This window comes from Kitasatospora sp. NPDC023120 (assembly GCF_055560835.1).
The window spans coordinates 273,959-299,562 of the sequence record NZ_JBVHHY010000006.1 but is presented as its reverse complement, the minus strand read 5'-3'; the positions used below and the strand labels follow the sequence as shown (position 1 = coordinate 299,562).

General features: G+C 71.4%; 22 protein-coding genes and 2 tRNA genes. 9 read left to right on the top strand and 15 right to left on the bottom strand.

Going from position 1 to position 25,604, the window contains the following annotated elements:
• Positions 1 to 355: 355 nt before the first annotated feature.
• From ACZ3TI_RS11815 to dnaA, 11 genes are all read right to left on the bottom strand, one after another.
• Positions 356 to 429, bottom strand: a tRNA-Ile gene (locus ACZ3TI_RS11815).
• Positions 430 to 514: 85 nt separating this feature from the next.
• Positions 515 to 591 (bottom strand) — tRNA-Ile (locus ACZ3TI_RS11810).
• Positions 592 to 607: 16 nt separating this feature from the next.
• Complete coding sequence (locus ACZ3TI_RS11805) at positions 608 to 2,002, bottom strand: class I SAM-dependent methyltransferase (protein WP_465725971.1); 1,395 nt, start codon at positions 2,000 to 2,002, stop codon at positions 608 to 610.
• A 257-nt stretch (positions 2,003 to 2,259) separates the two neighbouring features.
• Positions 2,260 to 2,973 (bottom strand): DUF3566 domain-containing protein, encoded by a 714-nt coding sequence (locus tag ACZ3TI_RS11800; protein WP_465725969.1) that lies wholly within the window; start codon positions 2,971 to 2,973, stop codon positions 2,260 to 2,262.
• 150 nt (positions 2,974 to 3,123) lie between these two features.
• Positions 3,124 to 5,661: a DNA gyrase subunit A gene (gene gyrA / locus ACZ3TI_RS11795; RefSeq protein ID WP_465726058.1), complete on the bottom strand. Its 2,538-nt coding sequence runs from the start codon at positions 5,659 to 5,661 to the stop codon at positions 3,124 to 3,126.
• A gap of 131 nt (positions 5,662 to 5,792) precedes the next feature.
• On the bottom strand, positions 5,793 to 7,808 hold the full coding sequence (gene gyrB / locus ACZ3TI_RS11790) for a DNA topoisomerase (ATP-hydrolyzing) subunit B (protein WP_465725967.1): 2,016 nt from the start codon (positions 7,806 to 7,808) through the stop codon (positions 5,793 to 5,795).
• 268 nt (positions 7,809 to 8,076) lie between these two features.
• Positions 8,077 to 8,625, bottom strand: a complete 549-nt coding sequence (locus ACZ3TI_RS11785; RefSeq protein WP_465725965.1) for a DciA family protein — start codon at positions 8,623 to 8,625, stop codon at positions 8,077 to 8,079.
• 172 nt (positions 8,626 to 8,797) lie between these two features.
• Positions 8,798 to 9,931: a DNA replication/repair protein RecF gene (gene recF / locus ACZ3TI_RS11780; RefSeq protein ID WP_465725963.1), complete on the bottom strand. Its 1,134-nt coding sequence runs from the start codon at positions 9,929 to 9,931 to the stop codon at positions 8,798 to 8,800.
• A gap of 74 nt (positions 9,932 to 10,005) precedes the next feature.
• Entirely contained in the window at positions 10,006 to 10,932 is a 927-nt protein-coding gene (gnd, locus tag ACZ3TI_RS11775; RefSeq protein WP_465725961.1) for a phosphogluconate dehydrogenase (NAD(+)-dependent, decarboxylating), read from the bottom strand.
• A gap of 135 nt (positions 10,933 to 11,067) precedes the next feature.
• Complete coding sequence (gene dnaN / locus ACZ3TI_RS11770) at positions 11,068 to 12,198, bottom strand: DNA polymerase III subunit beta (RefSeq protein WP_465725959.1); 1,131 nt, start codon at positions 12,196 to 12,198, stop codon at positions 11,068 to 11,070.
• Between the two features lie 965 nt (positions 12,199 to 13,163).
• Positions 13,164 to 15,023, bottom strand: a complete 1,860-nt coding sequence (gene dnaA / locus ACZ3TI_RS11765; RefSeq protein WP_465725957.1) for a chromosomal replication initiator protein DnaA — start codon at positions 15,021 to 15,023, stop codon at positions 13,164 to 13,166.
• Between the two features lie 354 nt (positions 15,024 to 15,377).
• On the opposite strand from dnaA, the gene rpmH reads away from it, so the two are divergent.
• The 9 genes from rpmH (at position 15,378) to ACZ3TI_RS11720 (ending at position 22,154) form a co-directional block, all read left to right on the top strand.
• Positions 15,378 to 15,515, top strand: a complete 138-nt coding sequence (rpmH, locus tag ACZ3TI_RS11760; protein ID WP_030059672.1) for a 50S ribosomal protein L34 — start codon at positions 15,378 to 15,380, stop codon at positions 15,513 to 15,515.
• 18 nt (positions 15,516 to 15,533) lie between these two features.
• Positions 15,534 to 15,962 carry a ribonuclease P protein component gene (rnpA, locus tag ACZ3TI_RS11755; protein ID WP_465725955.1) on the top strand — a complete coding sequence of 143 codons (429 nt, stop codon included), beginning with the start codon at positions 15,534 to 15,536 and terminating at the stop codon, positions 15,960 to 15,962.
• Positions 15,959 to 16,330, top strand: coding sequence for a membrane protein insertion efficiency factor YidD (gene yidD / locus ACZ3TI_RS11750; protein WP_465725953.1), 372 nt, complete (start codon positions 15,959 to 15,961; stop codon positions 16,328 to 16,330). Before rnpA ends, yidD begins: the two co-directional genes overlap by 4 nt.
• The gene (yidC, locus tag ACZ3TI_RS11745) at positions 16,327 to 17,481 is read left to right on the top strand and encodes a membrane protein insertase YidC (RefSeq protein ID WP_465725951.1); all 1,155 of its coding nucleotides are present in this window, start codon (positions 16,327 to 16,329) and stop codon (positions 17,479 to 17,481) included. Before yidD ends, yidC begins: the two co-directional genes overlap by 4 nt.
• Positions 17,482 to 17,565: 84 nt before the next feature.
• Positions 17,566 to 18,096, top strand: coding sequence for a Jag family protein (locus tag ACZ3TI_RS11740; RefSeq protein ID WP_465725949.1), 531 nt, complete (start codon positions 17,566 to 17,568; stop codon positions 18,094 to 18,096).
• 179 nt (positions 18,097 to 18,275) lie between these two features.
• A complete protein-coding gene (rsmG, locus tag ACZ3TI_RS11735; protein ID WP_465725947.1) occupies positions 18,276 to 19,112 on the top strand; it encodes a 16S rRNA (guanine(527)-N(7))-methyltransferase RsmG in 837 nt (278 codons plus the stop codon).
• A 256-nt stretch (positions 19,113 to 19,368) separates the two neighbouring features.
• Positions 19,369 to 20,340 carry a ParA family protein gene (locus ACZ3TI_RS11730; RefSeq protein ID WP_465725945.1) on the top strand — a complete coding sequence of 324 codons (972 nt, stop codon included), beginning with the start codon at positions 19,369 to 19,371 and terminating at the stop codon, positions 20,338 to 20,340.
• Complete coding sequence (locus tag ACZ3TI_RS11725; protein ID WP_465725943.1) at positions 20,337 to 21,407, top strand: ParB/RepB/Spo0J family partition protein; 1,071 nt, start codon at positions 20,337 to 20,339, stop codon at positions 21,405 to 21,407. The genes ACZ3TI_RS11730 and ACZ3TI_RS11725 overlap by 4 nt, the downstream gene beginning before the upstream one ends.
• 129 nt (positions 21,408 to 21,536) lie before the next feature.
• Complete coding sequence (locus ACZ3TI_RS11720; protein WP_465725941.1) at positions 21,537 to 22,154, top strand: GNAT family N-acetyltransferase; 618 nt, start codon at positions 21,537 to 21,539, stop codon at positions 22,152 to 22,154.
• Positions 22,155 to 22,273: 119 nt separating this feature from the next.
• On the opposite strand, the gene trxA is transcribed toward ACZ3TI_RS11720, so the two are convergent.
• The 4 genes from trxA to sigM all read right to left on the bottom strand — a co-directional run bounded on the left by trxA (position 22,274) and on the right by sigM (position 25,573).
• Positions 22,274 to 22,600 (bottom strand): thioredoxin, encoded by a 327-nt coding sequence (gene trxA / locus ACZ3TI_RS11715; RefSeq protein ID WP_465725939.1) that lies wholly within the window; start codon positions 22,598 to 22,600, stop codon positions 22,274 to 22,276.
• Between the two features lie 134 nt (positions 22,601 to 22,734).
• Positions 22,735 to 23,700, bottom strand: coding sequence for a thioredoxin-disulfide reductase (trxB, locus tag ACZ3TI_RS11710; protein ID WP_465725937.1), 966 nt, complete (start codon positions 23,698 to 23,700; stop codon positions 22,735 to 22,737).
• A 173-nt stretch (positions 23,701 to 23,873) separates the two neighbouring features.
• Positions 23,874 to 24,854: a hypothetical protein gene (locus ACZ3TI_RS11705; protein WP_465725935.1), complete on the bottom strand. Its 981-nt coding sequence runs from the start codon at positions 24,852 to 24,854 to the stop codon at positions 23,874 to 23,876.
• Positions 24,851 to 25,573, bottom strand: a complete 723-nt coding sequence (gene sigM / locus ACZ3TI_RS11700) for an RNA polymerase sigma factor SigM (protein ID WP_465725933.1) — start codon at positions 25,571 to 25,573, stop codon at positions 24,851 to 24,853. Before sigM ends, ACZ3TI_RS11705 begins: the two co-directional genes overlap by 4 nt.
• Positions 25,574 to 25,604: the final 31 nt, after the last annotated feature.

Sequence of the window (25,604 nt, the reverse complement as noted above, 5' to 3'; positions counted from 1 at the left end):
GACCTCGTCCTTCTTGCGTTGGTGGACTCAAGAGCCGGATCCGGCCGGACTGACCGGGCCGACGAGTCCAGTTGTGTTTCGAGCGCGAACGGGCGGCCGGGTGCCAGACTGCCCTTGCGGCCGATGATACACACCGGTGTCCCAATCGTGACCAGCCACCGGTGCGGCCAACCCGGCGGTCCGATCCGAGGATTGACGCCGCACCTCCTGCGGGGCGCTCCGTCCGCGTCCGCCGGCCCGGGGAATCCCCGGTCAGACCGGGTCTGCGGGGACCTGTTCCGCGCTCCGCGCCCCGGATCCCCGGGCGGGAACGTCGAAGGCCCCGGAGTGGATCACTCCAGGGCCTTCGGGGAGGTGGGCCTAACAGGACTTGAACCTGTGGCCTCTTCCTTATCAGGGAAGCGCTCTAACCGTCTGAGCTATAGGCCCTCGCCAGACAGAGATCGTACCGGAAGTCGGCCGATCCGCGAAAACGTCGAAGGCCCCGGAGTGGATCACTCCGGGGCCTTCGCGGTGGTGGGCCTAACAGGACTTGAACCTGTGGCCTCTTCCTTATCAGGGAAGCGCTCTAACCGTCTGAGCTATAGGCCCTTGCCGCACTGAAAGATTAGCGGACCGACGGCCGATCTCCCAAATCCGGACCGGCCGGGCCCGCGGCGGGGACCCCGGCGACCAGCCGCGGCGTGCCGGCGGCGGGGCGCAGCAGCCACTCCTCGCGGGACGGCGGGAGGCCTGCCACGCCCTCCTCGGTGCTGCGGACGGCGAGGACCTGGTTGATCCCGATCCGGTTCTGCTCGAAGGCGAGCGCGGAGGCCGCCATGTACAGCCGCCAGACCCGGGCCCGGCCGCGGCCGACCAACCGGACCGCCTCCGTCCAGTGCGCCTCGAGGTTGGCGACCCACTCGCGCAGGGTGAGCCCGTAGTGCTCGCGCAGCGACTCGACGTCCCTGACCTCGAAGCCGGCCTCCTCCAGCCGGGCCACGGTGGAACCGACGGGGGAGAGCTCGCCGTCGGGGAAGACGTAGCGGTCGATGAAGGGGCTGGTGCGGTGCGGTTCACCGGAGTGGTCGGGGCGGCGGGCGATCTGGTGGTTGAGCAGCCGGCCGCCGGGCGCCAGCAGCCGGTACAGGCTCTCGGCATAGACCCGGTACTGCTCGGAGCCCACGTGCTCGGCCATCCCGACACTGGAGATCGCGTCGAACGGCCCGTCGGGGACCTCCCGGTAGTCCTGGAGCCGGACCTCGACCCGGTCGGCCAGTCCGGCCTCCTCGACCCGCGCCCGGGCCAGCGCGACCTGCTCCTTGGAGATGGAGACCCCGACCGCGGTGACGCCGTAGTGCCTCGCCGCGTGCAGCAGCAGCGAGCCCCAGCCGCAGCCGACGTCCAGCAGCCGCATCCCGGGGCGCAGGCCGAGCTTGCGGCAGATCAGGTCCAGCTTGGCCTCCTGGGCGGCCTCCAGGCTCTTCGCCTCCGGCGTCCAGTAGGCGCACGAGTAGACCATCGAGGGGCCCAGCACGAGGCCGTAGAAGTCGTTCCCCACGTCGTAGTGGTGGCTGATGGCGGCGCGGTCCCGGCTGCGACTGTGCAGGCGGCCGCCGGCCTTCCGGACCTCCTCCCGGGGCGGGGCGGGCTCGGGGCCGATCGCCCCGGCGCGCAGGGCGGCCGCGAGGACCCGGCGGCCCCTGGCGCCGAGGACGGCCCGCGGCCCGAGGTCCAGCGTGCGGACCTCCGGCCGCTCGGCGAAGCGCCCGACCACCGAGAGCACGTCGTAGAGGTCCGAGCCGGGGGCGACCTCAAGGTCCCCGGAGACGTAGGCCCGGGCCAGGCCCAGCTCACCCGGCTGCCAGAGCAGGCGGCGCAGCGCCCGGCGGTTGCGCAGGACGAGGGTGGGCGCCTCCGGCGGCCCGGCGACGCTGCCGTCCCAGGCCTGTACCCGCAGCGGTACCGGGACCCCCAGCAGCCCGTCCAGGGCCTCGACCAGTTGACCTGCGAGCTTCGCCACCGCGTGCCTCCGTCCAGTCGTCCTGCTGAACCTCGCCCGACCCGGTCGGGCGGACCGGGGGCAGCCGCGGCACTCCCGGGCGCGGGACGGGCGTCCCCAGCCAATCCCACGCGGCCGGGCCGCTCCGGGACGGCGCGCCGCGGGGTGCCGACTGTCACCCGGAATGCCGACGGGCCCCACCGGCTGCAACAGCCCGTGGGGCCCGTGCATTCCGTCCGTGGACGGAAAGCTGAGCGGGGGTCAGGATCCGGCCGGGATCAGTCCTCCTCGGCCAGGGTCAGCTCGACGCCGCCGGTGAAGCCGGCCGCCGCGTTGTAGATGAACGCGGAGAGGGTGGACAGGGCGGTCAGCAGGACGACGTCGACCACGGCGATCAGCGTGGTGAAGGTCATCACCTTGCCGAAGCCGACGTAGTCCATCAGGTTGACGCCGCCGGCGCTGTCCGAGCCCGTGACGTCCTTGAGGGTCTTGCTCAGGGAGTCGAAGACGCCGAGCGAGTCCAGGGTCATCCACAGCACGGCCGAGGCCACGATGATGATGATGCCGACGGCCAGCGACAGCAGGAAGCTGACCTTCATCACGGACCACGGGTCGACCTTGGTCACCCGCAGCCGGGCCTTGCGGGTCCGGCCGAGGCCTGCGCCGGCGCCGGCGGGCGCGGGCGTCCCGGCGGGACGGCGGGCCGCCGCCCCGGGGACGGGCGTGCCGCCCGCCGGGGTGTTGCCGGAGGTCCGGGTGCCCCGGGCCGGGGTCGGCTGCCCCTTGGCGTACGTGGTCGGCTGGGAGAAGCCTCCCGAGCCGGGCGCCGGGGTGCCCGGCGGCGGGGGCGTCTGACCGCCGACCGACGGCATCAGCGAGGTGGACGCGGCCGAGTGCTCGGTCGGCGGCTGCGGCACGCCGTACGAACCCCCGCCCTGCGCGCCCGGACGGCCGCCGGAGGCTCCTCCCGCAGCACCCGTGGCTCCACTCACCTGGTCCTCCCGCACTTCCCGACAGGACGGCACCGCCGCCCTGCTTCGTCACTCGTCATCCAGCGCCCGGCGGGATTGCCCGGAACTGGTCGGCGTCCGATGCCGCCGCGCCCTCTCTGTGGACGCGGCGGCACCGGTCTGCGGTTCGGTTCAGGCCTCGACGTCTCCGCCGACCGCCGTCTCCGCACCCTCGGCCGTGTCGGTGGACTCGGTGCCCGCGACCTCGTCCTCCGCCGTCTCCTCGTCCTCGGCCTCCGCGTTGCGGGCCATGCCCACGACCGCGTCGCGCTTTCCGAGGTTGATCAGTTGGACGCCCATGGTGTCACGTCCGGTTTCACGAACCTCGGAAACCCTCGTGCGGATCACCCCACCCGAGAGGGTGATCGCCATGATCTCGTCGGTTTCGTCGACCACGAGTGCGCCGACGAGCGAGCCCCGGCCCTCGACGATCTTCGCCGCCTTGGTGCCGTAGCCGCCGCGTCCCTGGACACGGTACTCGTCCACACCGGTCCGCTTGGCGTACCCGCCGTCCGTGGCGGTGAAGACGTACGTCCCCGGACGGACGACGTTCATCGAGAGCAGCTCGTCGTCCTCGCGGAACGCCATGCCCTTGACGCCGGAGGTGGCGCGTCCGGTGGGCCGCAGGGCGTCGTCGGTCGCGGTGAAGCGGATCGACTGGGCCTTCTTGGAGACCAGCAGCAGGTCGTCCTCGGGGGAGACCAGCTCGGCGCCGATCAGCTCGTCGTCCCGGCCCTCCTCGTCCTGGCGCAGGTTGATCGCGATCAGGCCGCCGGAGCGCGGGGAGTCGTAGTCCTTCAGCGGGGACTTCTTCACCAGGCCGGCCCGGGTGGCGAGGACCAGGTACGGCTTGTCCTCGTAGGTCCGGACGGCCATCACCTGGGCGATGTGCTCCTCCGGCTGGAAGGCCAGCAGGTTGGCGACGTGCTGGCCGCGGGCGTCGCGCCCGGCGTCCGGCAGCTCGTAGCCCTTGGCGCGGTAGACCCGGCCCTTGTTGGTGAAGAACAGGATCCAGTTGTGGGTCGTCGTCACGAAGAAGTGGTCGACGATGTCGTCCTGCTTCAGCTGGGCACCGCGCACGCCCTTGCCGCCGCGCTTCTGCGAGCGGTAGAGGTCGGAGCGGGTCCGCTTGACGTAGCCGCCACGGGTGATCGTGACGACGATGTCCTCCTCGGCGATGAGGTCCTCGATGGAGAGGTCGCCGTCGGAGGGGATGAGGGTGGAGCGCCGCTCGTCGCCGTACTTCTCGACGAGCGCGGTGAGCTCCTCGGAGATGATCTCCCGCTGGCGGGTCGGCGAAGCCAGGATCGCGTTGTACTCGTCGATCTTGCGCTGCAGCTCGTCGTGCTCGTCCATGATCCGCTGGCGCTCGAGGGCGGCCAGGCGGCGCAGCTGCATCTCCAGGATGGCGTTGGCCTGGAGCTCGTCGATGTCGAGCAGGCCCATCAGGCCGGTGCGGGCGGCGTCGGCGCTCGCCGAGGCCCGGATCAGCGCGATGACCTCGTCGATCAGGTCCAGCGCCTTGAGCAGGGCGCGCAGGATGTGGGCGCGCTCCTCCGCCTTGCGCAGGCGGAAGGTGGTGCGCCGGACGATGACCTCGACCTGGTGGTTGACCCAGTGCCGGATGAAGGCGTCCAGCGACAGGGTGCGCGGCACGCCGTCGACCAGGGCCAGCATGTTGGCGCCGAAGTTGGTCTGCAGCTCGGTGTGCTTGTACAGGTTGTTCAGCACGACCTTGGCGACCGCGTCGCGCTTGAGCACGACCACCAGGCGGGTGCCGGTGCGGGACGAGGACTCGTCGCGGACGTCGGCGATGCCGGCGATCTTGCCGTCCTTGACCAGGTCGGCGATCTTCAGCGCGAGGTTGTCCGGGTTGACCTGGAACGGCAGCTCGGTGATCACCAGGCACTGGCGGCCCTGGATCTCCTCGACCTCGACCACGGCGCGCATGGTGACCGAGCCGCGGCCGGTGCGGTAGTAGTCGTCGATGCCGCGACGGCCGACGATCAGCGCGCCGGTGGGGAAGTCGGGGCCCTTGATCCGCTCGATCAGGGCCTCCAGCAGCTCCTCGTTGGAGGCCTCCGGGTTCTCCAGGTACCAGAGCGCGCCGGAGGCGACCTCGCGGAGGTTGTGCGGCGGGATGTTGGTGGCCATGCCGACCGCGATGCCGGTGGCACCGTTGACCAGCAGGTTGGGGAAGCGCGCGGGCAGGACGGTCGGCTCCTGCGAGCGGCCGTCGTAGTTGGGCGCGAAGTCGACGGTCTCCTCGTCGATGTCGCGCATCATCTCCATGGCCAGCGGCATCAGCTTGCACTCGGTGTAGCGCATGGCCGCGGCCGGGTCGTTGCCCGGGGAGCCGAAGTTGCCGTTGCCGTCCACCAGCGGCATCCGCAGCGACCACGGCTGGGCCAGGCGGACCACGGTGTCGTAGATCGAGGTGTCGCCGTGCGGGTGGTAGTTGCCCATGACGTCGCCGACGACGCGGGCGCACTTGTAGTAGCCCTTCTCGGGGCGGTACCCGCCGTCGTACATCGCGTAGAGCACGCGCCGGTGCACCGGCTTGAGGCCGTCGCGGACCTCGGGCAGCGCACGGCTGACGATCACGCTCATCGCGTAGTCGAGGTACGAGCGCTGCATCTCGGTCTCGAGCTCGACCGGCTCGATCCGCATCGTCGCCTGAGCGGTGGCCTCGGCGGCCTCGGGCGTCTCGGGCTGGTCGCCTTCGGGACGGTTGTCGTCGACCACTGGTGGTCAGTTTCCTTTCACGCGGACTGGTACGTGCGGGGCCTGGGGTGCAGGCGTCACACGTCCAGGAAGCGGACGTCCTTGGCGTTGCGCTGGATGAAGGAGCGGCGGGCCTCGACGTCCTCGCCCATCAGCACGGAGAACAGCTCGTCGGCGCGGGCGGCGTCCTCCAGGGTGACCTGGAGCAGCAGACGGTGCTCGGCGTCCATGGTGGTGACCCGGAGCTCCTCGGCGTTCATCTCGCCGAGACCCTTGAACCGCTGGATCGCGTCGTCCTTGGGCAGCCGGCGCCCGGCCTCCACCCCGGCGGCGATCAGCGCGTCGCGCTCGCGGTCGGAGTAGGCGTACTCGAAGTCGTCCTTGCCCCACTTGATCTTGTACAGCGGGGGCATGGCGAGGTAGACGTACCCGGACTCGACCAGCGGCCGCATGAAGCGGAACAGCAGGGTGAGCAGCAGGGTGCGGATGTGCTGTCCGTCGACGTCGGCGTCGGCCATCAGGACGATCTTGTGGTACCGGAGCTTGGCCTCGTCGTAGTCCTCCTGGATGCCGCAGCCGAAGGCCGAGATCAGCGCCTGGACCTCGGTGTTCTGCAGCACCTTGTCGATCCGGGCCTTCTCGACGTTCAGGATCTTGCCGCGGATCGGGAGGATGGCCTGGGTGCGCGGGTCGCGGCCCTGCTTGGCCGAGCCGCCTGCGGAGTCACCCTCGACGATGAAGATCTCGCACTCGGACGGGTCCTTGGACTGGCAGTCGGAGAGCTTGCCCGGCAGCGAGGCGGACTCCAGCAGGCCCTTGCGGCGCGTCAGGTCGCGGGCCTTGCGGGCGGCGACGCGCGCGGTGGCGGCCTGGATGGACTTGCGGATGATGTCCGCGGCCTCGTTGGGGTTGCGGTCCAGCCAGTCGTTGAGCTGCTCGTGGACGACCTTCTGGACGAAGGTCTTGGCCTCGGTGTTGCCGAGCTTGTCCTTGGTCTGGCCCTCGAACTGCGGCTCGCCGAGCTTGACCGAGATGATCGCGGTCAGACCCTCGCGGATGTCCTCGCCGGAGAGGTTGTCGTCCTTCTCGCGGAGCAGCTTCTTGTCCCGCGCGTAGCGGTTGACCAGGCCGGTCAGCGCGGCGCGGAAGCCCTCCTCGTGAGTGCCGCCGCCGTGGGTGTGGATGGTGTTGGCGAAGCTGTAGACGCCCTCCGTGTAGGAGGTGTTCCACTGCATCGCGATCTCCACCGAGATCGCCTTGTCCTTGTCCTCCGCCTCGAAGTCGATCACCGAGGGGTGGATGACCTCGCCCTTGCGGGAGTTGAGGTGGGCGACGAAGTCGGCGATGCCGCCGTCGTACTTGTACGTGACGGTGAGCGGCTCGCCGTTCTCGTCCACGTGCTCCGGGCGCTCGTCGGTCAGCGAGATCGACAGGCCCTTGTTGAGGAAGGCCATCTCCTGGAAGCGCCGGGAGAGCGTCTCGAAGGAGTAGACCGTGGTCTCGAAGATGTCGGGGTCGGCCCAGAAGGTGACCGTGGTGCCGGTCCGGTCGGTCGACTCGCCCTTGGCCAGCGGAGCCGCCGGGGCGCCCATCTTGTAGTCCTGGGTCCAGATGTTGCCGTCCTTGTGGATCTCCACGGAGAGCCTGGTGGACAGCGCGTTCACCACGGAGACGCCGACGCCGTGCAGACCGCCGGAGACGGCGTAGCCGCCGCCGCCGAACTTGCCGCCGGCGTGCAGGACGGTGAGCACGACCTCGACGGCCGGCTTGTCCTGACCGGGGACGATGTCCACCGGAATGCCTCGGCCGTTGTCCACGACGCGGATCGCGCCGTCGGCCATGATCGTGACGTCGATGGTGTCGGCGTACCCGGCCATCGCCTCGTCGACGGAGTTGTCCACGACCTCCTGCACCAGGTGGTGCAGGCCGCGCTCACCGGTGGAACCGATGTACATGCCGGGGCGCTTGCGGACGGCGTCGAGGCCTTCCAGCACCTGGATGTTGCTACCGGTGTAGGAAGCCTGGTCGGACTGGTCTGGGGTCTGGCTGGGGTTGCCGGAATCGGCCACGAAGCGCCCTCTCTGGCACAGCACGGGCCGCATCCCCGCCCCGTGCGGGCGGGCGTGCGACCACGGCGTTTCGACTCGGTTGCCACTAGCAACAGTGTTTGGCTCCCAGTCTACCGGTACGACTGACAGAGATGGGCGTTTGGCAGCCCTTGAAGGCAGATACGCCGCCCTGAAGCCCCTCTGCACATGTCCCGATACTCGCCCGGGGGCCCCAGAGCGCCTGGGAGGGCTGTCAGGGGTTCCGGAAGATCCCCATCCGATCCGTACGGCCGACGACCGGCCCGCCCCCCGATCACCCCCAGGTGTCGCCCGGCCCCTTGCTCCCCGGTGCGCGCAGCCGGCCGTAGCCGCGGGCCGGTGCCGCCGGGCCCAGCACCTTGATGGTCCGGACCGTGCCGTGGCCCAGCTCGTGGTTCAGACGTGCCACCAACTGCCGTGCCAGCCATCGGAGTTGGGTGGCCCAGGCGGTGGAGTCGCACTGCACGGTGAGCACCGCGGCGGCCTCGTCGTAGGAGGAGGGGTGACAGTGCGCGGCGATGTCCGGGCCGACGATCTGCGGCCAGCGGCCCATCACCCCGCCGACGGCGGCCGAGGACTCCCAGCCGCGCTCGGTCAGCAGCCGGTTCAGCGCGGCGCCCAACGGGACCGGGTCGCGGCCGTCCGAACGGGCACCGCTGCGCAGACCGTGCCGCTTCGCCTCGCGCTTCTCCCGGACCTGCTCGCCGCGCTGCCGCGCCTGGGCGCGGGCCGCCCGCAGCGCGGAGCGGGCGAGGTCGGCACCGGTCGGCTCGGGGGCGCCGGGCCCGGGGATGGAGGGTCCAGCCTCCGCCGGCTCGCTCACGGCGATCTCCTTTCCCCAGCCTGTGGACAACGGTCGCGGTCGCGCGCCCGCCGAGCCGTCCAGCCTACGGGAGCGCACGGACGGCGCGGATCGCGGCGGTGGTCCTCGGGACGGTCTCGGTAGTGGTCGCGCGGGTGTTCGTGGGGCGGGAGATCGTGGCGCGGGTGCGCGGTCAGGCGTCCACGCGGCGCACACTGCCGTCGGCGACCGCGAACCGGGCGCCCGCCAGCGCCTTCGGCACGTCCTCGGCGACCGCCGCGGTCACCAGCACCTGCTCGCCGTCGGCCACCAGCTCGGCCAGCCGGTCCCGGCGGGCGGCGTCCAGCTCGGCGAACACGTCGTCCAGGATCAGCACCGGCTCACCGCCGTCGGCACGCAACAGCTCGTACGAGGCCAGCCGCAGCGCCAGCGCGAAGGACCAGGACTCGCCGTGACTGGCGTAGCCCTTGGCGGGCAGCGGGCCGAGCTTGAGCACCAGCTCGTCGCGGTGCGGGCCGACCAGGGTGAGGCCGCGCTCGACCTCCTGCTTGCGGACCGCCTGCAGCGCCCGCAGCAGCTGCTCCTCGGCCTGCTCGCGGCTGGTCGGCAACTCGCCCTCGAAGGAACTGCGGTACTCCAGGGCGGTCTCGCCGCCACCGGGCGCCAACTGCCCGTACGCGGCCGCCACCAGCGGCTGCAGGGCGGCCACCAGCTGGATCCGGAAGGCCGTCAACTCGGCGCCGGCGCGCGCCAGATGACCGTCCCAGACCTCCAGGGTGGACAGGTCGGCGCCCTTGCCGCCGCCGGCCCGGCGGGCCATCGCGGCGGTCTTCAGCAGGGCGTTGCGCTGCTTGAGCACCCGCTCGTAGTCCTGCCGCACGCCGGCCAGCCGGGGTGCGCGGGCGGTCAGCAGCTCGTCCAGGAAACGCCGGCGCTCACCGGGGTCGCCCTTGACCAGGGTGAGGTCCTCGGGGGCGAACAGCACGGTGCGCAGCAGGCCCAGCACGTCGCGCGGGCGGACGTTGTCGGAGCGGTTGATCCGGGCCCGGTTGGCCTTACCCGGAGTCAGCTCCAGCTCGACCAGGGTGGAACGGCCACGGTCCACCACCGAGGTGCGGATCACCGCCCGCTCGGCGCCCAGCCGGATCAGCGGGGTGTCGGTGGCGACCCGGTGGCTGCCCAGCGTGGCGACGTAGCCGATCGCCTCGACCAGGTTGGTCTTGCCCTGCCCGTTGGGCCCCACGAAGGCCGTCACGCCCGGGTCGAGGGCCACCTCGGCCCGGGCGTACGAACGGAAGTCGGCGAGCGACAGGTGCGCGACGTGCATGGCTGTGGACTGCGCCCGCCTTCTGTGGATGACCCGGGGCGGAGTCCCCGTGGGGACTCCGCCCCGGTTGGGGACTACTTGGACTCGACCGCGTGGCCGCCGAACTGGTTGCGCAGCGCGGCGATCATCTTCATCTGCGGCGAGTCGTCCTGGCGGGAGGCGAAGCGGGCGAACAGCGAGGCGGTGATCGCCGGCAGCGGCACCGCGTGGTCGATCGCGGCCTCGACGGTCCAGCGGCCCTCGCCGGAGTCGGCGGCCCAGCCGCGCAGCTTCTCGAGGTGCTCGTCCTCGTCCAGGGCGCGGACGGCCAGGTCCAGCAGCCAGGAGCGGATGACGGTGCCCTCCTGCCAGCTGCGGAAGACCTCGCGCACGTCGGTGACCTCGGGGGCGGCCTCCAGCAGCTCCCAGCCCTCGGCGAAGGCCTGCATCATCGCGTACTCGATGCCGTTGTGGACCATCTTGGCGAAGTGGCCGGCGCCCACCGCGCCCGCGTGCACCGAGCCGAAGTCGCCCTCCGGCTTGAGCGCGTCGAAGACCGGCTGGACGCGCGCGACGTGCTCGGCGTCGCCGCCGTACATCAGCGCGTAGCCGTTCTCCAGGCCCCAGACGCCGCCGGAGACGCCGCAGTCCACGAAGCCGATGCCCTTGGCGGCCAGCACCTCGGCGTGCTTGATGTCGTCCGTCCAGCGGGAGTTGCCGCCGTCGACCACCACGTCGCCGGGGGAGAGCAGCTCGGCGAGCTCGTCGACGGTCGCCTGGGTGGCGGCACCGGCCGGGACCATCACCCAGACCACGCGCGGGCCCTGAAGCTTGGTGACGAGCTCCTGCAGGCTCTCGACGTCGGAGATGTCCGGGTTGCGGTCGTAGCCGATGACGGTGTGGCCGGCGCGGCGGATCCGCTCGCGCATGTTGCCACCCATCTTGCCGAGACCGATGAGACCGAGCTCCATGACCAAGTCCTTACCTGTGGGGACGTGCTGCCGGCGGCGCCGTTGCCGCACCCCCTTGAGCCTACGCGCTGAACCACCGGCGCCCGCCTGCGGTCGGGCCGACCGGGGGAGACGTCCACAGGCTGTGCACAGCGGGTGTGCACAGCCTGTGGACGGTCGCGACCGAAGCGATCAGCCGGAGCCGGATCAGCCGGAGAGGCGGACCGGCATGATCAGGTACTGGTAGGCCTTGTCCTCCTCGGCGTCCACCGAGACCTTGCCGCTGAGCAGCGCGGGCTTGGTCGGGGTGGTGAAGCTCAGCTGGGCGTAGGCGGAGTCGATGGCCTTGAGGCCCTCCTCCAGGTAGCCCGGGTTGAAGGCGATCGAGATGGCGTCGCCCTCCAGGGAGGCCTCGATCCGCTCGGTGGCCTGGGCGTCGTCGCCCGAACCGGCCTCCAGGGTCAGCACGCCCTCCTCGAAGTTGAGGCGGACCGGGGTGTTGCGCTCGGCGACCAGCGAGACGCGCTTGAGCGCCTCCAGGAAGGGCTGGGTCTGGATCGCCGCGACCGCGTTGAACTCGGTCGGGAAGAGGCTGCGGAACTTGGGGAACTCGCCCTCCAGCAGCCGGGTGGTGGTGCGGCGGCCGGCGCCCTCGAAGCCGATCAGGCCCTCGCCCGCGCCGCCCGAGGAGAGCGCGATGGACACGTTGTCGCCGCTGCCCAGGGACTTGGCGATGTCCTGCAGGGTCTTGGCGGGGACCAGGGCGACCGCGGAGATGTCCGACTGCTCGGGCTTCCACAGCAGCTCGCGGACGGCGAAGCGGTAGCGGTCGGTGGCGGCCAGGGTGATCCGGTCGCCCTCGATCTCGACCCGGACGCCGGTGAGCACCGGGAGGGTGTCGTCCCGGCCGGCGGCGACCGCGGCCTGGCTTACGGCGGAGGCGAAGACGTCACCGGAGACGGTGCCGGTGGCGGTCGGCATCTGGGGCAGGGCCGGGTACTCGTCCACCGGGAGGGTCGGGAGGGTGAAGCGGGAGCTGCCGCAGACCACGCTGACCCGCTGGCCGTCGGTGGAGATCTCCACAGGCCTGTTGGGAAGGTTGCGGGAGATGTCGTTCAGCAGACGACCGGAGACCAGGACGGTGCCGGCCTCCTCGACGTCCGCCTCCAGCTCGACCCGGGCCGAGACCTCGTAGTCGAAGCCTGACAGCGCCAGGCTGCCCTCCTGCGCGGTCAGCAGCAGGCCGGCCAGCACCGGCACCGGCGGCCGTGCCGGGAGGCTGCGGGCAGCCCAGGCCACCGCCTCCGCGAGGACGTCACGCTCCACCCGGAACTTCACCGGTAACCGCCTCCTGGATCGAGCGCTCCCGCTCGCACTCTGGTTCGTCTGATCTTGATCGTCGGTTCGGCTGTCCGCCGAGCTCTGCTCACTCCGCTTCCAGTCGCAAGGACAGTCTGACGTACTCCGCCGACAGACGGGGCAGACGGGCGGAAGCAACTCGAACAGATGTCGCAGAGCGGTTGTCCACAGATTTGGGGCCCACCCACTTTGAAAGCAAGTCCACGGTCTATCTGTGTAGTGGTAGTAGTAGGGCCTGTGGAAACCGTGGATAACCCCGTTTCCGCAGGTCAGGGCCCGAATTTTGTCCACAGTGGGTGTGGACGGCGGCTGTGGACGGACAGGCCGCGCTGTGGACAGCCGAGCGTTACCCACAGGGCACGCAGGGTATCCACAGGTTATCCCCAGGGCTATCCCCAGATCCGGGCCCGGTTATCCACGGGCGCCGGTCAACTTTTCGTGACGCCTTTCACACCAGGGTATGAACGCCGGCTCACGGTTGTCGAACTGTGGACGCCGCTGTGGACAACCTGGGGATAACCGCCCCGAGCCTGGGGACAACCGGTGGATAACCCGGATGGCCCACTGGCGGCCCGTCAATTGTCCACACCCTGTGGATAACCGTTGTGCACAAGTCCACAGGCACCTGACCTGCGCCGAAGAGCGTAGCGGTGACGAGCCTGTGGACGAATTCTGGATAACTTCGGACTCCCCGGCCTGTGGACGATGGGGAAGGGCCCCGCCCTGTGGACAACCGCCTTGCACGCCCCGGGTTTTCGAATCGCCGGTCAGTTGTTCGGCGCGGGCTGTGGACTGGTGGACCGTCCGTCGACCACAACCCTGCCCAGTCGGCGCCCGACGCACACCTGTGGATATGCGAAAAGGGCGCCAGGATCGCTCCTGACGCCCTCCGGGCCGCGGTGCGCCGGTATGGCTCCGGCTACCGCTGCAACCGCTTGCCGCGGCTAGCTCTTGATGCGGTTGGTGAGTTCGGTGACCTGGTTGTAGATCGAGCGCCGCTCGGCCATCAGCGAGCGGATCTTGCGGTCCGCGTGCATCACCGTGGTGTGGTCGCGGCCGCCGAACTGCGCGCCGATCTTCGGCAGCGAGAGGTCGGTGAGCTCCCGGCACAGGTACATCGCGATCTGGCGGGCCGTCACCAGCACACGGCTGCGCGAGGATCCGCAGAGGTCGTCCACACCCAGACCGAAGTACGCGGCGGTCTGCTGCATGATGACCTGCGCGGTGATCTCCGGGCCGGCGTCCTCGTCCCCGCCCGGGATCAGGTCCTTGAGGACGATCCCGGCCAACTCCAGGTCCACCGGTGCCCGGTTGAGGTTGGCGAAGGCGGTGACCCGGATCAGCGCGCCCTCCAACTCCCGGATGTTGCGCGTGATCCGGGACGCGATGAACTCCAACACGTCGGCGGGAGCGTTCAGTTGTTCCTGGATCGCCTTCTTGCGCAGGATCGCGATCCGGGTCTCCAGCTCCGGCGGGGTGACGTCGGTGATCAGCCCCCACTCGAAGCGGTTGCGCAGCCGGTCCTCCAGCGTGGTCAGCAGCTTGGGCGGCCGGTCCGACGAGAGGACGATCTGCTTGTTCGCGTTGTGGAGGGTGTTGAAGGTGTGGAAGAACTCCTCCTGCGTGGACTCCTTGCTCGCGAGGAACTGCACGTCGTCCACGAGCAGGATGTCCATGTCCCGGTAGCGGCGGCGGAAGGTGTCCGCCTTGCCGTCCCGGATCGAGTTGATGAACTCGTTGGTGAACTCCTCCGAGGACACGTAGCGCACCCGGGTGCCCGGGAAGAGGCTGCGCGAGTAGTGCCCGATGGCGTGCAGCAGGTGGGTCTTGCCCAGCCCGGACTCGCCGTAGATGAAGAGCGGGTTGTACGCCTTGGCCGGGGCCTCGGCGACCGCCACCGCCGCCGCGTGCGCGAAGCGGTTGCTGGCGCCGATGACGAAGGTGTCGAAGAGGTACTTGGGGTTCAGCCGGGCGGCCGGCTCGTCCTTGCGGGAGCCGCCGGCCGGGGGAGCACCGGGCGGGGCGGGCACGCCGGGAACGGCGGGGCGCTCGCCGGGCCGCTCCGGGGCGGACTTCTCCGCCGGGCGGCCGCCGGTGGGACGGGAGCCCGCGGAGCGGCGGCCGGCGCCGCCGCGGGGCTGCTCGTTCGGGCCGGGACCGTAGGCGCCGCCGAAGAGGTCGCCCTGGGTGGTCGCGGGCGGGCCGGGGAGGGGACGCGGCGCGGGCCGCCGCTCCGCGGGCTCCTCGGACTCGTAGCGGGCGGGCGGCTGCTCCTGGTAGCCCTGCCAGCCCTGCGGGCCGGAGGGGGGACCGCCGTACGGGGCCGGGCGCTGCTCGTAGCCGCCGGTGTCGTAGCGGGGGCGCTCGTAGTCCTGCTCGTACGGCTGGCCCTGCTCGTACGGCTGGCCCTGCTCGTAGGGCTGGCCGTGCTCGTACGGCTGCTGGTAGTCCTGACCGCCGTAGCCGCCGGTGTCCTCGGCCGGGCCCGGGTACGGCTCGGCGGGGGCCTGGGGGGAGGGTGCGGGGGTGGTCGGCACGGCGTTGGCGTCGACCATCACGGCGATCCGGACGGGACGGCTGAGCTCACGGCTGAGGGCCTCGGTCAGCTGCGGCAGCAGCCGACCCTCCAGCACCTGCTTGGCCCGCTCGTTCGGGGTCGCCAGCAGGGCGGTGTCGTGCATCATCCACATCGGCTGGGTGCGCTGCACCCACTGTTTGTCCATCTCCCCGACATCGGGGTCGCTGACCAGCCGCTCGACGACCCTGGCCCAGACCGGGACGAGGTCGCTGTTGACATCAGCCACTGGTGCACGCTTTCCAAGAACAAACCAGACAAGTCCTGCAACGGTAGTCAGCGAACAGAGCCGGATCAAGTCGTTGTCCACAGGCTGTGGGTAAAGCGGGCCATCGCGGGCTGGTTTGACCCTCGTGCCCCGTCCCGCGTACCGTAACCAGGTCGAGTTGTCGATGGCCGCTGCCGCATGTCCGCGGGTCCGCCCGCTCCATAAGGCGCGCAGCACGGGCGCCGTGGATTGCCTCAGACCCCAGCCGAACTGGGGCGATGGGCCGGATTTCCGAAATCAGGGGAGATCACGCGGACGCACGGTGACGGCCAAGCGACTCCCCGTCATCCTACGATTCACCTCAGGAGCCCCCGAGTGAGCAAGCGCACCTTCCAGCCGAACAACCGTCGTCGCGCGAAGACCCACGGCTTCCGGCTGCGTATGCGTACCCGCGCCGGCCGCGCCATCCTGGCTGCCCGCCGTGGCAAGGGCCGCGCCAGCCTGTCCGCCTGATCCGCGCCAGAGTCTGTTGTGCTGCCCTCCGAGAATCGGCTGCGGCGGCGCCAGGACTTCGCGACCGCGGTGAAACGCGGTCGCCGGGCCGGCCGGCCCCTTCTGGTCGTCCATCTCAGCAGAGAGGGTGACCCCCAGGGGCAGACCGACCGGACCAGCGACTCCCGCCCGCACGTCGCCGAGGGGACTCCTTCGGCGCGTGCGGGTTTCGTCGTGAGCAAGGCCGTCGGCCCGGCGGTCGTTCGCAACCTGGTCAAGCGCCGGTTGCGCCATCTCGTTCGTGATCGTCTGATCAGGCTGCCCGCCGGTAGCCTGATAGTGGTGCGTGCGCTGCCCCAGGCCGCGACCGCCTCGTACCAGGACCTCGAACGTGACCTGGACGCGGCGCTGAAGCGGTTGCTGAGGGCCGAGCCCGCCGCCACGGCGCCGACGGGAGCAGGGCGATGAAGTACCTGCTGATGGGTCTGATCAGGGTCTACCAGTGGACGATCAGCCCGCTGCTCGGTCCGGTGTGCCGTTACTACCCCTCCTGCTCGCACTACGGCTACGAGGCCGTGAAGGTGCACGGGGCGGTCAAGGGCGGCGGACTGACCGCGTGGCGCATCCTGCGCTGCAATCCGTGGACGCCCGGCGGGGTCGATCATGTCCCGCCGCGTAAGCACCCGGTGTGGCACCGGCGGTTGCGAGACTGGCTGAAGAGCCGGTCCGCCACCGGAGAACCGGTGACCGCACCCCCCGCCGGTCCGGACCCCGAGGGCCCGGCGACCATTGGCCCCGAGCGGCCAATCCACCTGTCCAAGGAGTCTGACCGGTGACCTTCGGTTTCCTTAGCCCCCTCTACACAGCGGTGTCCTGGATCATCGTCCAGTTCCACTCGCTGTACAGCCACATCTTCGACCCGGACGGTGGCTGGGCCTGGGGTCTCGCCATCGCCTCGATGGTGGTCGTCATCCGGATCTGCCTGATTCCGCTCTTCGTGAAGCAGATCAAGGCGACCCGGGCCATGCAGGCGATCCAGCCGAAGATGAAGGCGATCCAGGAGCGCTACAAGAACGACCGGCAGCGCCAGTCCGAAGAGATGATGAAGCTGTACAAGGAGGCGGGTACCAACCCGTTCTCCAGCTGCCTTCCCATCCTCGTGCAGGCGCCGTTCTTCACCGCCCTCTACGGCGTGCTCGCCAAGGTCGCCAAGGGCGAGGACATCGGCGTCATCCACGGTGACCTGCTGGTGAGCGCCGGCAAGGCGCACATCTTCGGTGCCCCGCTGTCCGCGACCTTCCTGGGTAGCGACGAGACCAACGTCAAGATCGTCACCGCGGTGATGATCATCCTGATGTCGCTGTCGCAGTTCATCACCCAGCGCCAGCTGATGACGAAGAACGTCGACCTCACGGTCAAGACGCCGTTCATGCAGCAGCAGAAGATGCTGATGTACGTCTTCCCGGTGATGTTCGCCGTGATGGGCATCAACTTCCCGGTGGGTGTCCTGGTCTACTGGCTGACCACCAACGTCTGGTCGATGGGCCAGCAGCTGATCGTCATCCACAACAACCCGACCCCGGGCAGCAAGGCCTTCGAGGAGCGCCAGGCGCGCCTGAAGAAGGCCGGCCGACTGCGTCCGGACGGTACGGAGATCAAGGGCGCACTCTGGGGCATGCTGCCCCCGTCCAAGGCGGCCATCAGCGAGGCGGCCTCCGCCGCGGCCGTGGTCGAGGAGTCGGTGCGGGCGAGCCGCCAGCAGCCCCGTCGGCAGACCAAGGCCCAGCGCCAGCACGGCGGTGCCGCGCAGGCGGCCGAGCCGGGCCAGGACGCCGCGGCCGAGGAGCCCGCGGACGCCGTCCCGGCCGACTCGGGTGCCAAGCCGGCGGCCGCCAAGCAGAGCGCGGCCAAGCCCGCCGGCACCAAGCAGGGCACCCGGCAGCAGCCGAAGCGCGGTGGCGGTCAGCGGCCGAAGAAGAGGTCCTGACCCGGCCTCCGGGCCCGTGGTGACAGCCGCGAAGAGCTTCGTTCCCGGCCCGGCAGACGGGCCCATCCCCGAAGGAGTCCATCAGTGACGGAAGGCACCACCTCCGCCGTCGAGACCGAGGCCGCCGCCAGCGCCGACGAGAACCTCATCTCCCGCCTGGAGCAGGAGGGCGACATCGCGGCCGACTACCTGGAGGGTCTGCTCGACATCGCGGACCTCGACGGTGACATCGACATGGACGTCGAGGGCGACCGCGCCCTGGTCTCCATCGTCAGCGACGGCAACGACCGCGCGCTGCAGCGCCTGGTCGGCCAGGACGGCGAGGTGCTGGAGGCCCTGCAGGAGCTGACCCGGTTGGCTGTCCACCGGGAGACCGGCGAGCGCAGCCGCCTCATGCTGGACATTGCCGGCTTCCGGGCCCGCAAGCGCTCCGAGCTGGCTGCGCTCGGTGCCAAGGCCGCCGAGCAGGCGAAGAGCAGCGGCGAGCAGGTCAAGCTGCGGCCGATGACGCCGTTCGAGCGCAAGGTCGTCCACGACGCGGTCGCCGCGGCCGGTCTGCGCAGCGAGTCCGAGGGCGAGGAGCCGCAGCGGTGCGTGGTCGTGCTGCCGGCCTGACGCCGGCAGGTCGATGACCGGTCGCCCTTGGCGGCCGGAGAGCTTCACCGGACGCGACCCCGTCCGCCTCGTGCGGGCGGGGTCGTCGTCCCTTCCGCGGGGAGCGCCCCGGCGGGAGACGTTTCACGTGAAACAGTGCGTTGAGCGGGTCGGTGGATCCGGGGATCGGAGAGGTCGAGATGGACACGGAGAACGCGGCTGCCGGCCGGCCGGGGGAGGACGTGGACCCGGCCGCGGAGGGGCGGGCCGACGAGGTGACTGTGCCGAGCGAGGCGGCCGATCCCGGCGAGGCGCCCGCCGTCGCCCGGGAGGTCTTCGGCGACCGCTTCGACGCGGCGGTCCGGTACACCGAGCTGCTGGCGACCGCGGGCGTCCAGCGCGGGCTGATCGGGCCGCGTGAGGTGCCCCGGCTCTGGGACCGCCACGTGCTCAACTGCGCGGTGCTGGCCGAGCTGCTGCCGGGCGGCACCACCCTGTGCGACGTCGGCTCCGGCGCCGGTCTGCCCGGCATCCCGGTGGCGCTGGCCCGTCCGGACGTCTCGGTGACGCTGCTGGAGCCGCTGCTGCGCCGGACCACCTTCCTGGAGGAGGTCGTCCGGGAGCTGGGGCTGGAGAACGTCACGGTGCTGCGCGGCCGCGCCGAGGAGATGGTCGGCAAGATCGCGGTGGACGTGGTGACCGCCCGGGCGGTGGCTCCGCTGGAGCGGCTGGCCGGTTGGGGCATGCCGCTGCTGCGTCCGCACGGACAGATGCTGGCGCTCAAGGGGGACAGCGCCGAGCAGGAGCTGGCCGACTCGCGTGCCGGGCTGGCCAAGCTGGGCGCGGTCGAGTGGAGCGTGATCTCGGTCGGCGAGGGCACTCTGGAGACCTCGACCCGGGTGGTCCAGGTCAAGGCGGGGGAGAGCCCCGGCGGGGTCAAGGCCGCGACCCGGCGGGCCAAGGCGGCCCGGGCCGGCCGCAACGCGAGCGCCCGGAACGGCGAGCGCGGTCGGGGCGGGCGGCGCCGCACCCGCTGAGCCGGGTGACGTCGGACACGCGTGGAGACGGGCGGACGGCCCTCCTGGACGGGAGGGGCGTCCGCCCGTCGTCGTTCAGGTGACGGATGGGCCGACCGGGAGGTACCCGCAGGGAACCGGAGTGTCGCACCATCAGATTTCCGGCAAAGCGGGCATGGTGTTTCACGTGAAACGTCGCTCCTTGCTCTCAGGAATCCTTGGTCGCGGCCGGGCGGCGACTGTTGCCGCTCCGGTTTCACGTGAAACACTGACCCCCATGCAGGACTCGGAGACCATCGACCAGATCGATGACACGCCCATCGCGCGGGCTGCCCAGGCTGCGGTACAGGCGATCGGCCGAGCGGGCGAGGGGCTGCCCCGGCCCGCCGCCACCCGGGTGATCGTGGTCGCCAACCAGAAGGGCGGGGTGGGCAAGACCACCACCACCGTGAACATGGCCGCCTCGCTGGCCATGCACGGGCTGCGCGTCCTGGTCGTCGACCTCGACCCGCAGGGCAACGCCTCCACGGCGCTGGGCATCGACCACCATGCCGAGGTGCCGTCCATTTATGACGTCCTGGTGGAGGGCAAGCCGCTGGCCGACGTCGTGCAGCCGGTGCGCGACGTCGAGGGACTGTTCTGCGTCCCCGCCACCATCGACCTGGCCGGCGCCGAGATCGAGCTGGTCTCCCTGGTGGCCCGGGAGAGCCGGCTCCAGCGCGCCATCGCGGCCTACGAGCAGCCGCTCGACTACATCCTGATCGACTGTCCGCCCTCCCTGGGCCTGCTGACGGTCAACGCCCTGGTCGCCGGCCAGGAGGTGCTGATCCCGATCCAGTGCGAGTACTACGCGCTGGAGGGCCTCGGCCAGCTGCTGCGGAACGTCGAGCTGGTGCGCGCGCACCTCAACCCCGCGCTGCACGTCTCGACCATCCTGCTCACCATGTACGACGCCCGGACCAGGCTGGCCGCCCAGGTGGCCGAGGAGGTCCGGACCCACTTCCAGCAAGAGGTGCTGAGCACGGCGATCCCTCGCTCGGTGCGCATCTCGGAGGCGCCCAGCTACGGGCAGACGGTGCTCACCTACGACCCGGGTTCGACCGGGGCGCTCTCCTACCTGGAGGCCGCCCGCGAGCTCGCGCTGCGTGCGGTGGGGCAGACCGGCTCGCTGGTGGGTCAGCAGCGGGACGGCCAGCAGGGGCACGGCGCCCCGGTGGCACAGCACGGCACGACGGAGGGTCATCAGTGAGTGGTCGCAGGGGTCTGGGTCGAGGGCTGGAGGCGCTGATCCGCCCCGCCGCGCCGGTGGACGGCGGGGCGGCGGCGAAGCCCGCGACAGCCGCGCCCGCTCCGGCCTCGGTGGCGGCGACCGGTGCGCCGTCGCCGGTCCCGGTGGCGACGCTGCCGAGCGGCCGGGGCACGGTGGCGGCCCGGGCGGCCGCCGAGAAGCAGGCCGGGCAGGCACAGCCGGCGGGTGCCTACTTCGCCGAGCTGCCGCTGGACTCGATCATCCCCAACCCGCGCCAGCCGCGTGAGGTCTTCGACGAGGACAAGCTGGCGGAGCTGGTCACCTCCATCAAGGAGGTCGGCCTGCTGCAGCCGATCGTGGTGCGCCAGACCGGGGCCGACGGCTTCGAGCTGATCATGGGCGAGCGCCGGTGGCGCGCCTCCCGGGAGGCCGGACTGGAGCGTATCCCGGCGATCGTCCGGGCCACCGAGGACGACAAGCTGCTGCTGGACGCCCTCCTGGAGAACCTGCACCGGGCCGAGCTGAACCCGCTGGAGGAAGCCGCGGCCTACGACCAGCTGCTGCGGGACTTCTCCTGCACCCACGAGGAGCTGGCCGACCGGATCGGCCGGTCCCGCGCGCACGTGTCCAACACGCTACGGCTGATGAAGCTCCCGCCGTCCGTCCAGTCCCGGCTGGTGGCCGGAACGCTGATGGCCGGGCACGCGCGGGCGCTGCTCGGGGTGCCGGACACCGAGCAGCAGGAGCGGCTGGCCGCGCGGATCATCGCCGAGGGCCTCACGGTGCGCAACGTCGAGGAGATCGTCGTGCTGATGCGCTCGGAGGAGGAGACGAAGCCCAAGCGTCAGACGCCCAAGGCGGGCAAGCTGCTCTCCCCGGCCTTCAACGACCTGGCGAGCCGGCTGTCGGACCGCTTCGACACCCGGGTGAAGGTCGAGGTGTCGCAGCGCGGCGGCAAGTTGGGCAAGGGCAAGGTGGTGCTGGAGTTCGGTTCGGTGGAGGACCTCAACCGGATCCTGGACAGCATGGCTCCCGGCGAGGACGGTCTGCGGCTGTCGCAGGGCTGAGCCGGACCGGGCCCATGGCACCGACCCGATGGGTGCATGCTTCACGTGAGCGCTGTTTCACGTGAAACATGCACCCATCGGTGTTCGTGGGGGAATGCTCGACCGTGACGTGGAGGAGGAGGTGCGGGCATGGGACGCCGGATCGCTCCGCTGACGCTGGACAACCTCGGGGACCTGCCGGACGGCTGCCGCTCCTGTGTGTTCTGGGAACTGGACCCGGTCAGCGCCAGGGAGGCGGTGGAGTCGGGGAAGCCGGAGCTGGAGAAGGAGGGGTGGATCTCCACGGTGCTGCTGGAGTGGGGCTCCTGCGGTCGGATCGTCTACGTGGACGACCGGCCCGCGGGTTTCGTGCTCTACGCCCCGCCCGCCTACGTCCCCCGCTCGCAGTCCTTCCCGACCAGTCCGGTCTCGCCGGACGCCGTCCAGCTGATGGTCAGCCGGGTGCTGCCGGGCTACCAGCGGCAGGGGCTCGGCCGGGTGCTGGTGCAGACCGTGGCCAAGGACCTGATCGGGCGCGGGGTGCGGGCGATCGAGGCCTTCGGTTCGGTCGGACGGCTGCCGACCAGCTGCGTGCTGCCGGCCGACCACCTGCTCGCGGTCGGCTTCAAGACCGTCCGGCCGCACCACCGCTACCCGCGGCTCCGGCTGGAGGCGCGGACCACGCTCTCCTGGCGGGGGGACGTGGAGGGAGCGCTGGAGCGGCTGCTCGGCGGCGGGCGCAAGGAGCCCGCGCTGCGGCCGTTCTGAGCGGGGTCCGCGCGCGGAGCAGCGGGGAGCGGCGGGACGGGAAACGGCGGGAACGGGAAACGGCGGCGGGGCTCCCCACCCGGGGAGCCCCGCCGCCGTACGGTCGTCGATCCGAGGACCTAGATGAGGCCGTCCAGCTCGCGGAGCAGCGCGGCCTTCGGACGGGCACCGGTGATCTGCTTCACCGGCTCGCCGCCCTTGTAGAGGATCAGGGTCGGGATCGAGATGACGCCGTACTGGGCGGCGGTCGCCTGGTTGGCGTCCACGTCGAGCTTGGCGATGGTCAGCTTGTCGGCGTGCTCGGCCGCGATCTCGTCCAGGACCGGGGCGACCTGGCGGCACGGGCCGCACCAGGTGGCCCAGAAGTCGACCAGCACGGGCTTGTCGCTCTCCAGGACGTCGGACTTGAAGGTCGCGTCGGTGACGGTGGTGGTGGCGCCGGCCACGGGAACTCCTCGGGTTCGGACGGTGGGGGCTGCTGCCAGGAGAACAACGGAGGGACCCGTTCTGTTTCTGCCCGGCCGGGGGCGGGGGTGTTTCACGTGGAACACCCCCGCGGGGTGGGTCGGTGGCCCGGGGGTCAGACCGCGACGGCGGCGGCCTTGGCCTCCAGGTCGTCCAGGGCGGCCAGGTAGCGCTCGGCGTCCAGCGCGGAGGAGCAGCCGGTGCCGGCGGCCGTGATGGCCTGGCGGTAGGTGTGGTCCACGACGTCGCCGGCGCCGAACACGCCGGGGATGTTGGTCCGGGTCGAGGGGGACTCGACCTTGAGGTAACCCTCGGCGTCGAGGTCCAGCTGGCCCTTGAACAGCTCGGTGCGCGGGTCGTGGCCGATCGCGATGAACAGGCCGGTGACGGCCAGCTCGCGGGTCTCACCGGTGGTGGTGTCGCGCAGGGTGACGCCGGTCAGCTTCGGGTCGCCGTGGATGGCCTCGACCGCGCTGTCCCACTCGAAGCGGATCTTCTCGTCGGCGAAGGCGCGCTCCTGCATCGCCTTGGAGGCGCGCAGGGTGTCCCGGCGGTGGATGATCGTGACGCTGCGGGCGAAGCGGGAGAGGAAGGTCGCCTCCTCCAGGGCGGTGTCGCCGCCGCCGACCACCGCGATGTCCTGGTCGCGGAAGAAGAAGCCGTCGCAGGTGGCGCACCAGGAGACGCCGCGCCCGGAGAGCTTGTCCTCGTTCGGCAGGTCGAGCTTGCGGTGCTGGGAGCCGGTGGTGACGATCACGGCGCGGGCCTTGTGCACGTTGCCCTCGGAGTCGGTGACGGTCTTGATGTCACCGGTGAGGTCGACCGCGACGATGTCGTCCGGGATCAGCTCGGCGCCGAAGCGCTCGGCCTGGGCCCGCATGTTGTCCATCAGCTCGGGGCCCATGATGCCGTCCCGGAAGCCCGGGAAGTTCTCGACCTCGGTGGTGTTCATGAGCGCACCACCGGCGGTGACGGCCCCCTCGAAGACCAGCGGCTTGAGGGAGGCACGGGCCGTGTAGAGCGCAGCCGTGTACCCGGCCGGGCCGGAACCGATGATGATCACGTTACGGACGTCGCTCACTGCTTCTCCTGGTTCGCATCGCGACCCGCGTTTGCTGCGGGGAGGGCGGTCCTGCTCCGCCGCCCGGGACAACGACTGACCAGTGTCCCGCATTCCCAGGCGGATCAGTACCAGGTGCCCGAACTCCGGAAGCGGCGTGGCGTGCTGGGCGTGGATCGCATGGGAACCGCCGGTCAGCGGCTGGGAACGCTCTGGTGCAGGACGACGGGGCCGCAGTCGGAGGAGCGCAGGTAGACGTCCACCAGATCGGTCCGGCCGGGCAGCGGGTACACCAGCACGTCCACCGGGGAGCCGTCGAAGCTGCCCCGGTCGGTGGCCAGCGGGACGCCGGGGGCGGGGGCCGGGCAGGAGGAGGGGGAAGCGGACGGGGAGGCGGGGGCGGAGGGCTCGGGCCGGGCGCCCTCGGCGGGCAGGACGCTCTCGGGCTTGGCCTGCCCGGTCGCCCGCAGCCCCGGCCCGCTCTCCGAGCGGGCCAGCAGCTGCTGGACCTGGGCGGCCAGTTGGTCGGCGCGGTAGACGGTGCCGGCGCTCGCGGCGTGCGGGGTGCGGGCGCTCTGCTCGGCGGCACCGGTGGCTGCCGGGGCACCCGCGCTGACCGCGGTGCCGCCGGTCCGGTCGTCCGGCTGCAGCAGCAGTGCCCCGCCGATCCCGAGGGCGGCGAGTGCGGCGGCGGTGCCGAGCAGCAGGGCGAAGCGCCGCCGGGGGCGGGACCGGCCGGGGCCGGTGGCGGTGGCGGGCCGGCCCGCGGGGCGGGAGGGCGGTGCTGAGGGCCCCGTGGCGGTGCGTGCGGGCGGAGCCGGGGCGGTGGACCGGCGGGCGGCGGCAGGGGCCTCCTGCGGTCGGTCGGCGGCCTCGCGGTCGCCCTCGGCAGCGGCGTCGGAGGTGTCGGTGGCCTCGGCCGCGGCTCGGGCCAGTGCAGCGTCCAGTCGGGCGGCGACGTCGGTGGGCATCGGCGGGGTCTCGACGGCGCCGAGCAGCGCCTGGACCTCGGCGAGCGCCTCGACGGTCTCGCGGCACTCGGCGCAGCCGTCCAGGTGCCGGTGCAGCGTCTCGACGGCTTCGGGGGAGTCGACCAGCCCTTCGGCGAGGTCGGCCAGCTGCTCGACCGGGGGGTGGTCCCCGGCGTGGTCGGGCGAGGAGGGGTGGGCGGTCATCGTGTGCTCGCGTCTCCTTCCAGCATCGTCCGACCGGTGCTCGGGCCTGTCCCTGTGACGGTGCGGGCGGCCGTCGGGTTCCCCCGGGCGTCCCGGCGCGGTGGCGCGGTGCCGCGGGTGCCCGGTGTTTCACGTGAAACATCCGGTCCGCCGTCGTCCTCGCGCAGGTGCCGCACCAGCGGGAGCAGCCGGGCCCGGCCGCGGGCGCAGCGGCTCTTCACGGTGCCCACCGGGACGCCCAGCAGCTCGGCCGCCTCGGCGACCGGGTAGCCCTGCATGTCGACCAGCACCAGCGCGGCCCGCTGCTCGGGGGGCAGCTCGTCGAGCGCGGCGGTCACCTCGCGGTGCAGCTCGGCCCGGACCACCGGGGAGTCGGCCGGTTCGGCGGCGCCGACCAGGGTGTCGAGCCGCTGCGGGTCCTCGTCGAGCGGGGTGGTGCGGCGGGTGGCGCTGCGCCGTGCGCGGTCCAGGCAGGCGTTGACCACGATCCGGTGCAGCCACGTGGTGACGGCCGAGCGGCCCTGGAAGCCGGAGGCGGCGCGGAAGGCGGAGACCAGGGCGTCCTGGAGCGCGTCGGCGGCCTCCTCGCGGTCGCCCAGGGTACGCAGGGCGACTGCCCAGAGCCGGTCACGGTGTCGGTTCACCAGCAGGCCGAAGGCCTCCGGGTCGCCCGCCACGTGCCGGGCGAGCAGTGCCGCGTCGTCGTCCGCCACTGTCACCCCTTGACCCCTAGCCGTCGTTCCGGTGCGC

Bases quoted from the DNA above. Each gene is read 5' to 3' on its own strand.
- gyrA (WP_465726058.1), bottom strand. From the start codon at position 5,661: ATGCGGATCGAGCCGGTCGAGCTCGAGACCGAGATGCAGCGCTCGTAC.
- recF (WP_465725963.1), bottom strand. From the start codon at position 9,931: ATGCACGTCGCGCACCTGTCGCTCGCCGACTTCCGTTCGTACGCCCGG.
- yidD (WP_465725953.1), top strand. From the start codon at position 15,959: ATGAAGTACCTGCTGATGGGTCTGATCAGGGTCTACCAGTGGACGATC.
- rsmG (WP_465725947.1), top strand. From the start codon at position 18,276: ATGGACACGGAGAACGCGGCTGCCGGCCGGCCGGGGGAGGACGTGGAC.
- ACZ3TI_RS11730 (WP_465725945.1), top strand. From the start codon at position 19,369: ATGCAGGACTCGGAGACCATCGACCAGATCGATGACACGCCCATCGCG.
- ACZ3TI_RS11720 (WP_465725941.1), top strand. From the start codon at position 21,537: ATGGGACGCCGGATCGCTCCGCTGACGCTGGACAACCTCGGGGACCTG.
- ACZ3TI_RS11705 (WP_465725935.1), bottom strand. From the start codon at position 24,854: ATGACCGCCCACCCCTCCTCGCCCGACCACGCCGGGGACCACCCCCCG.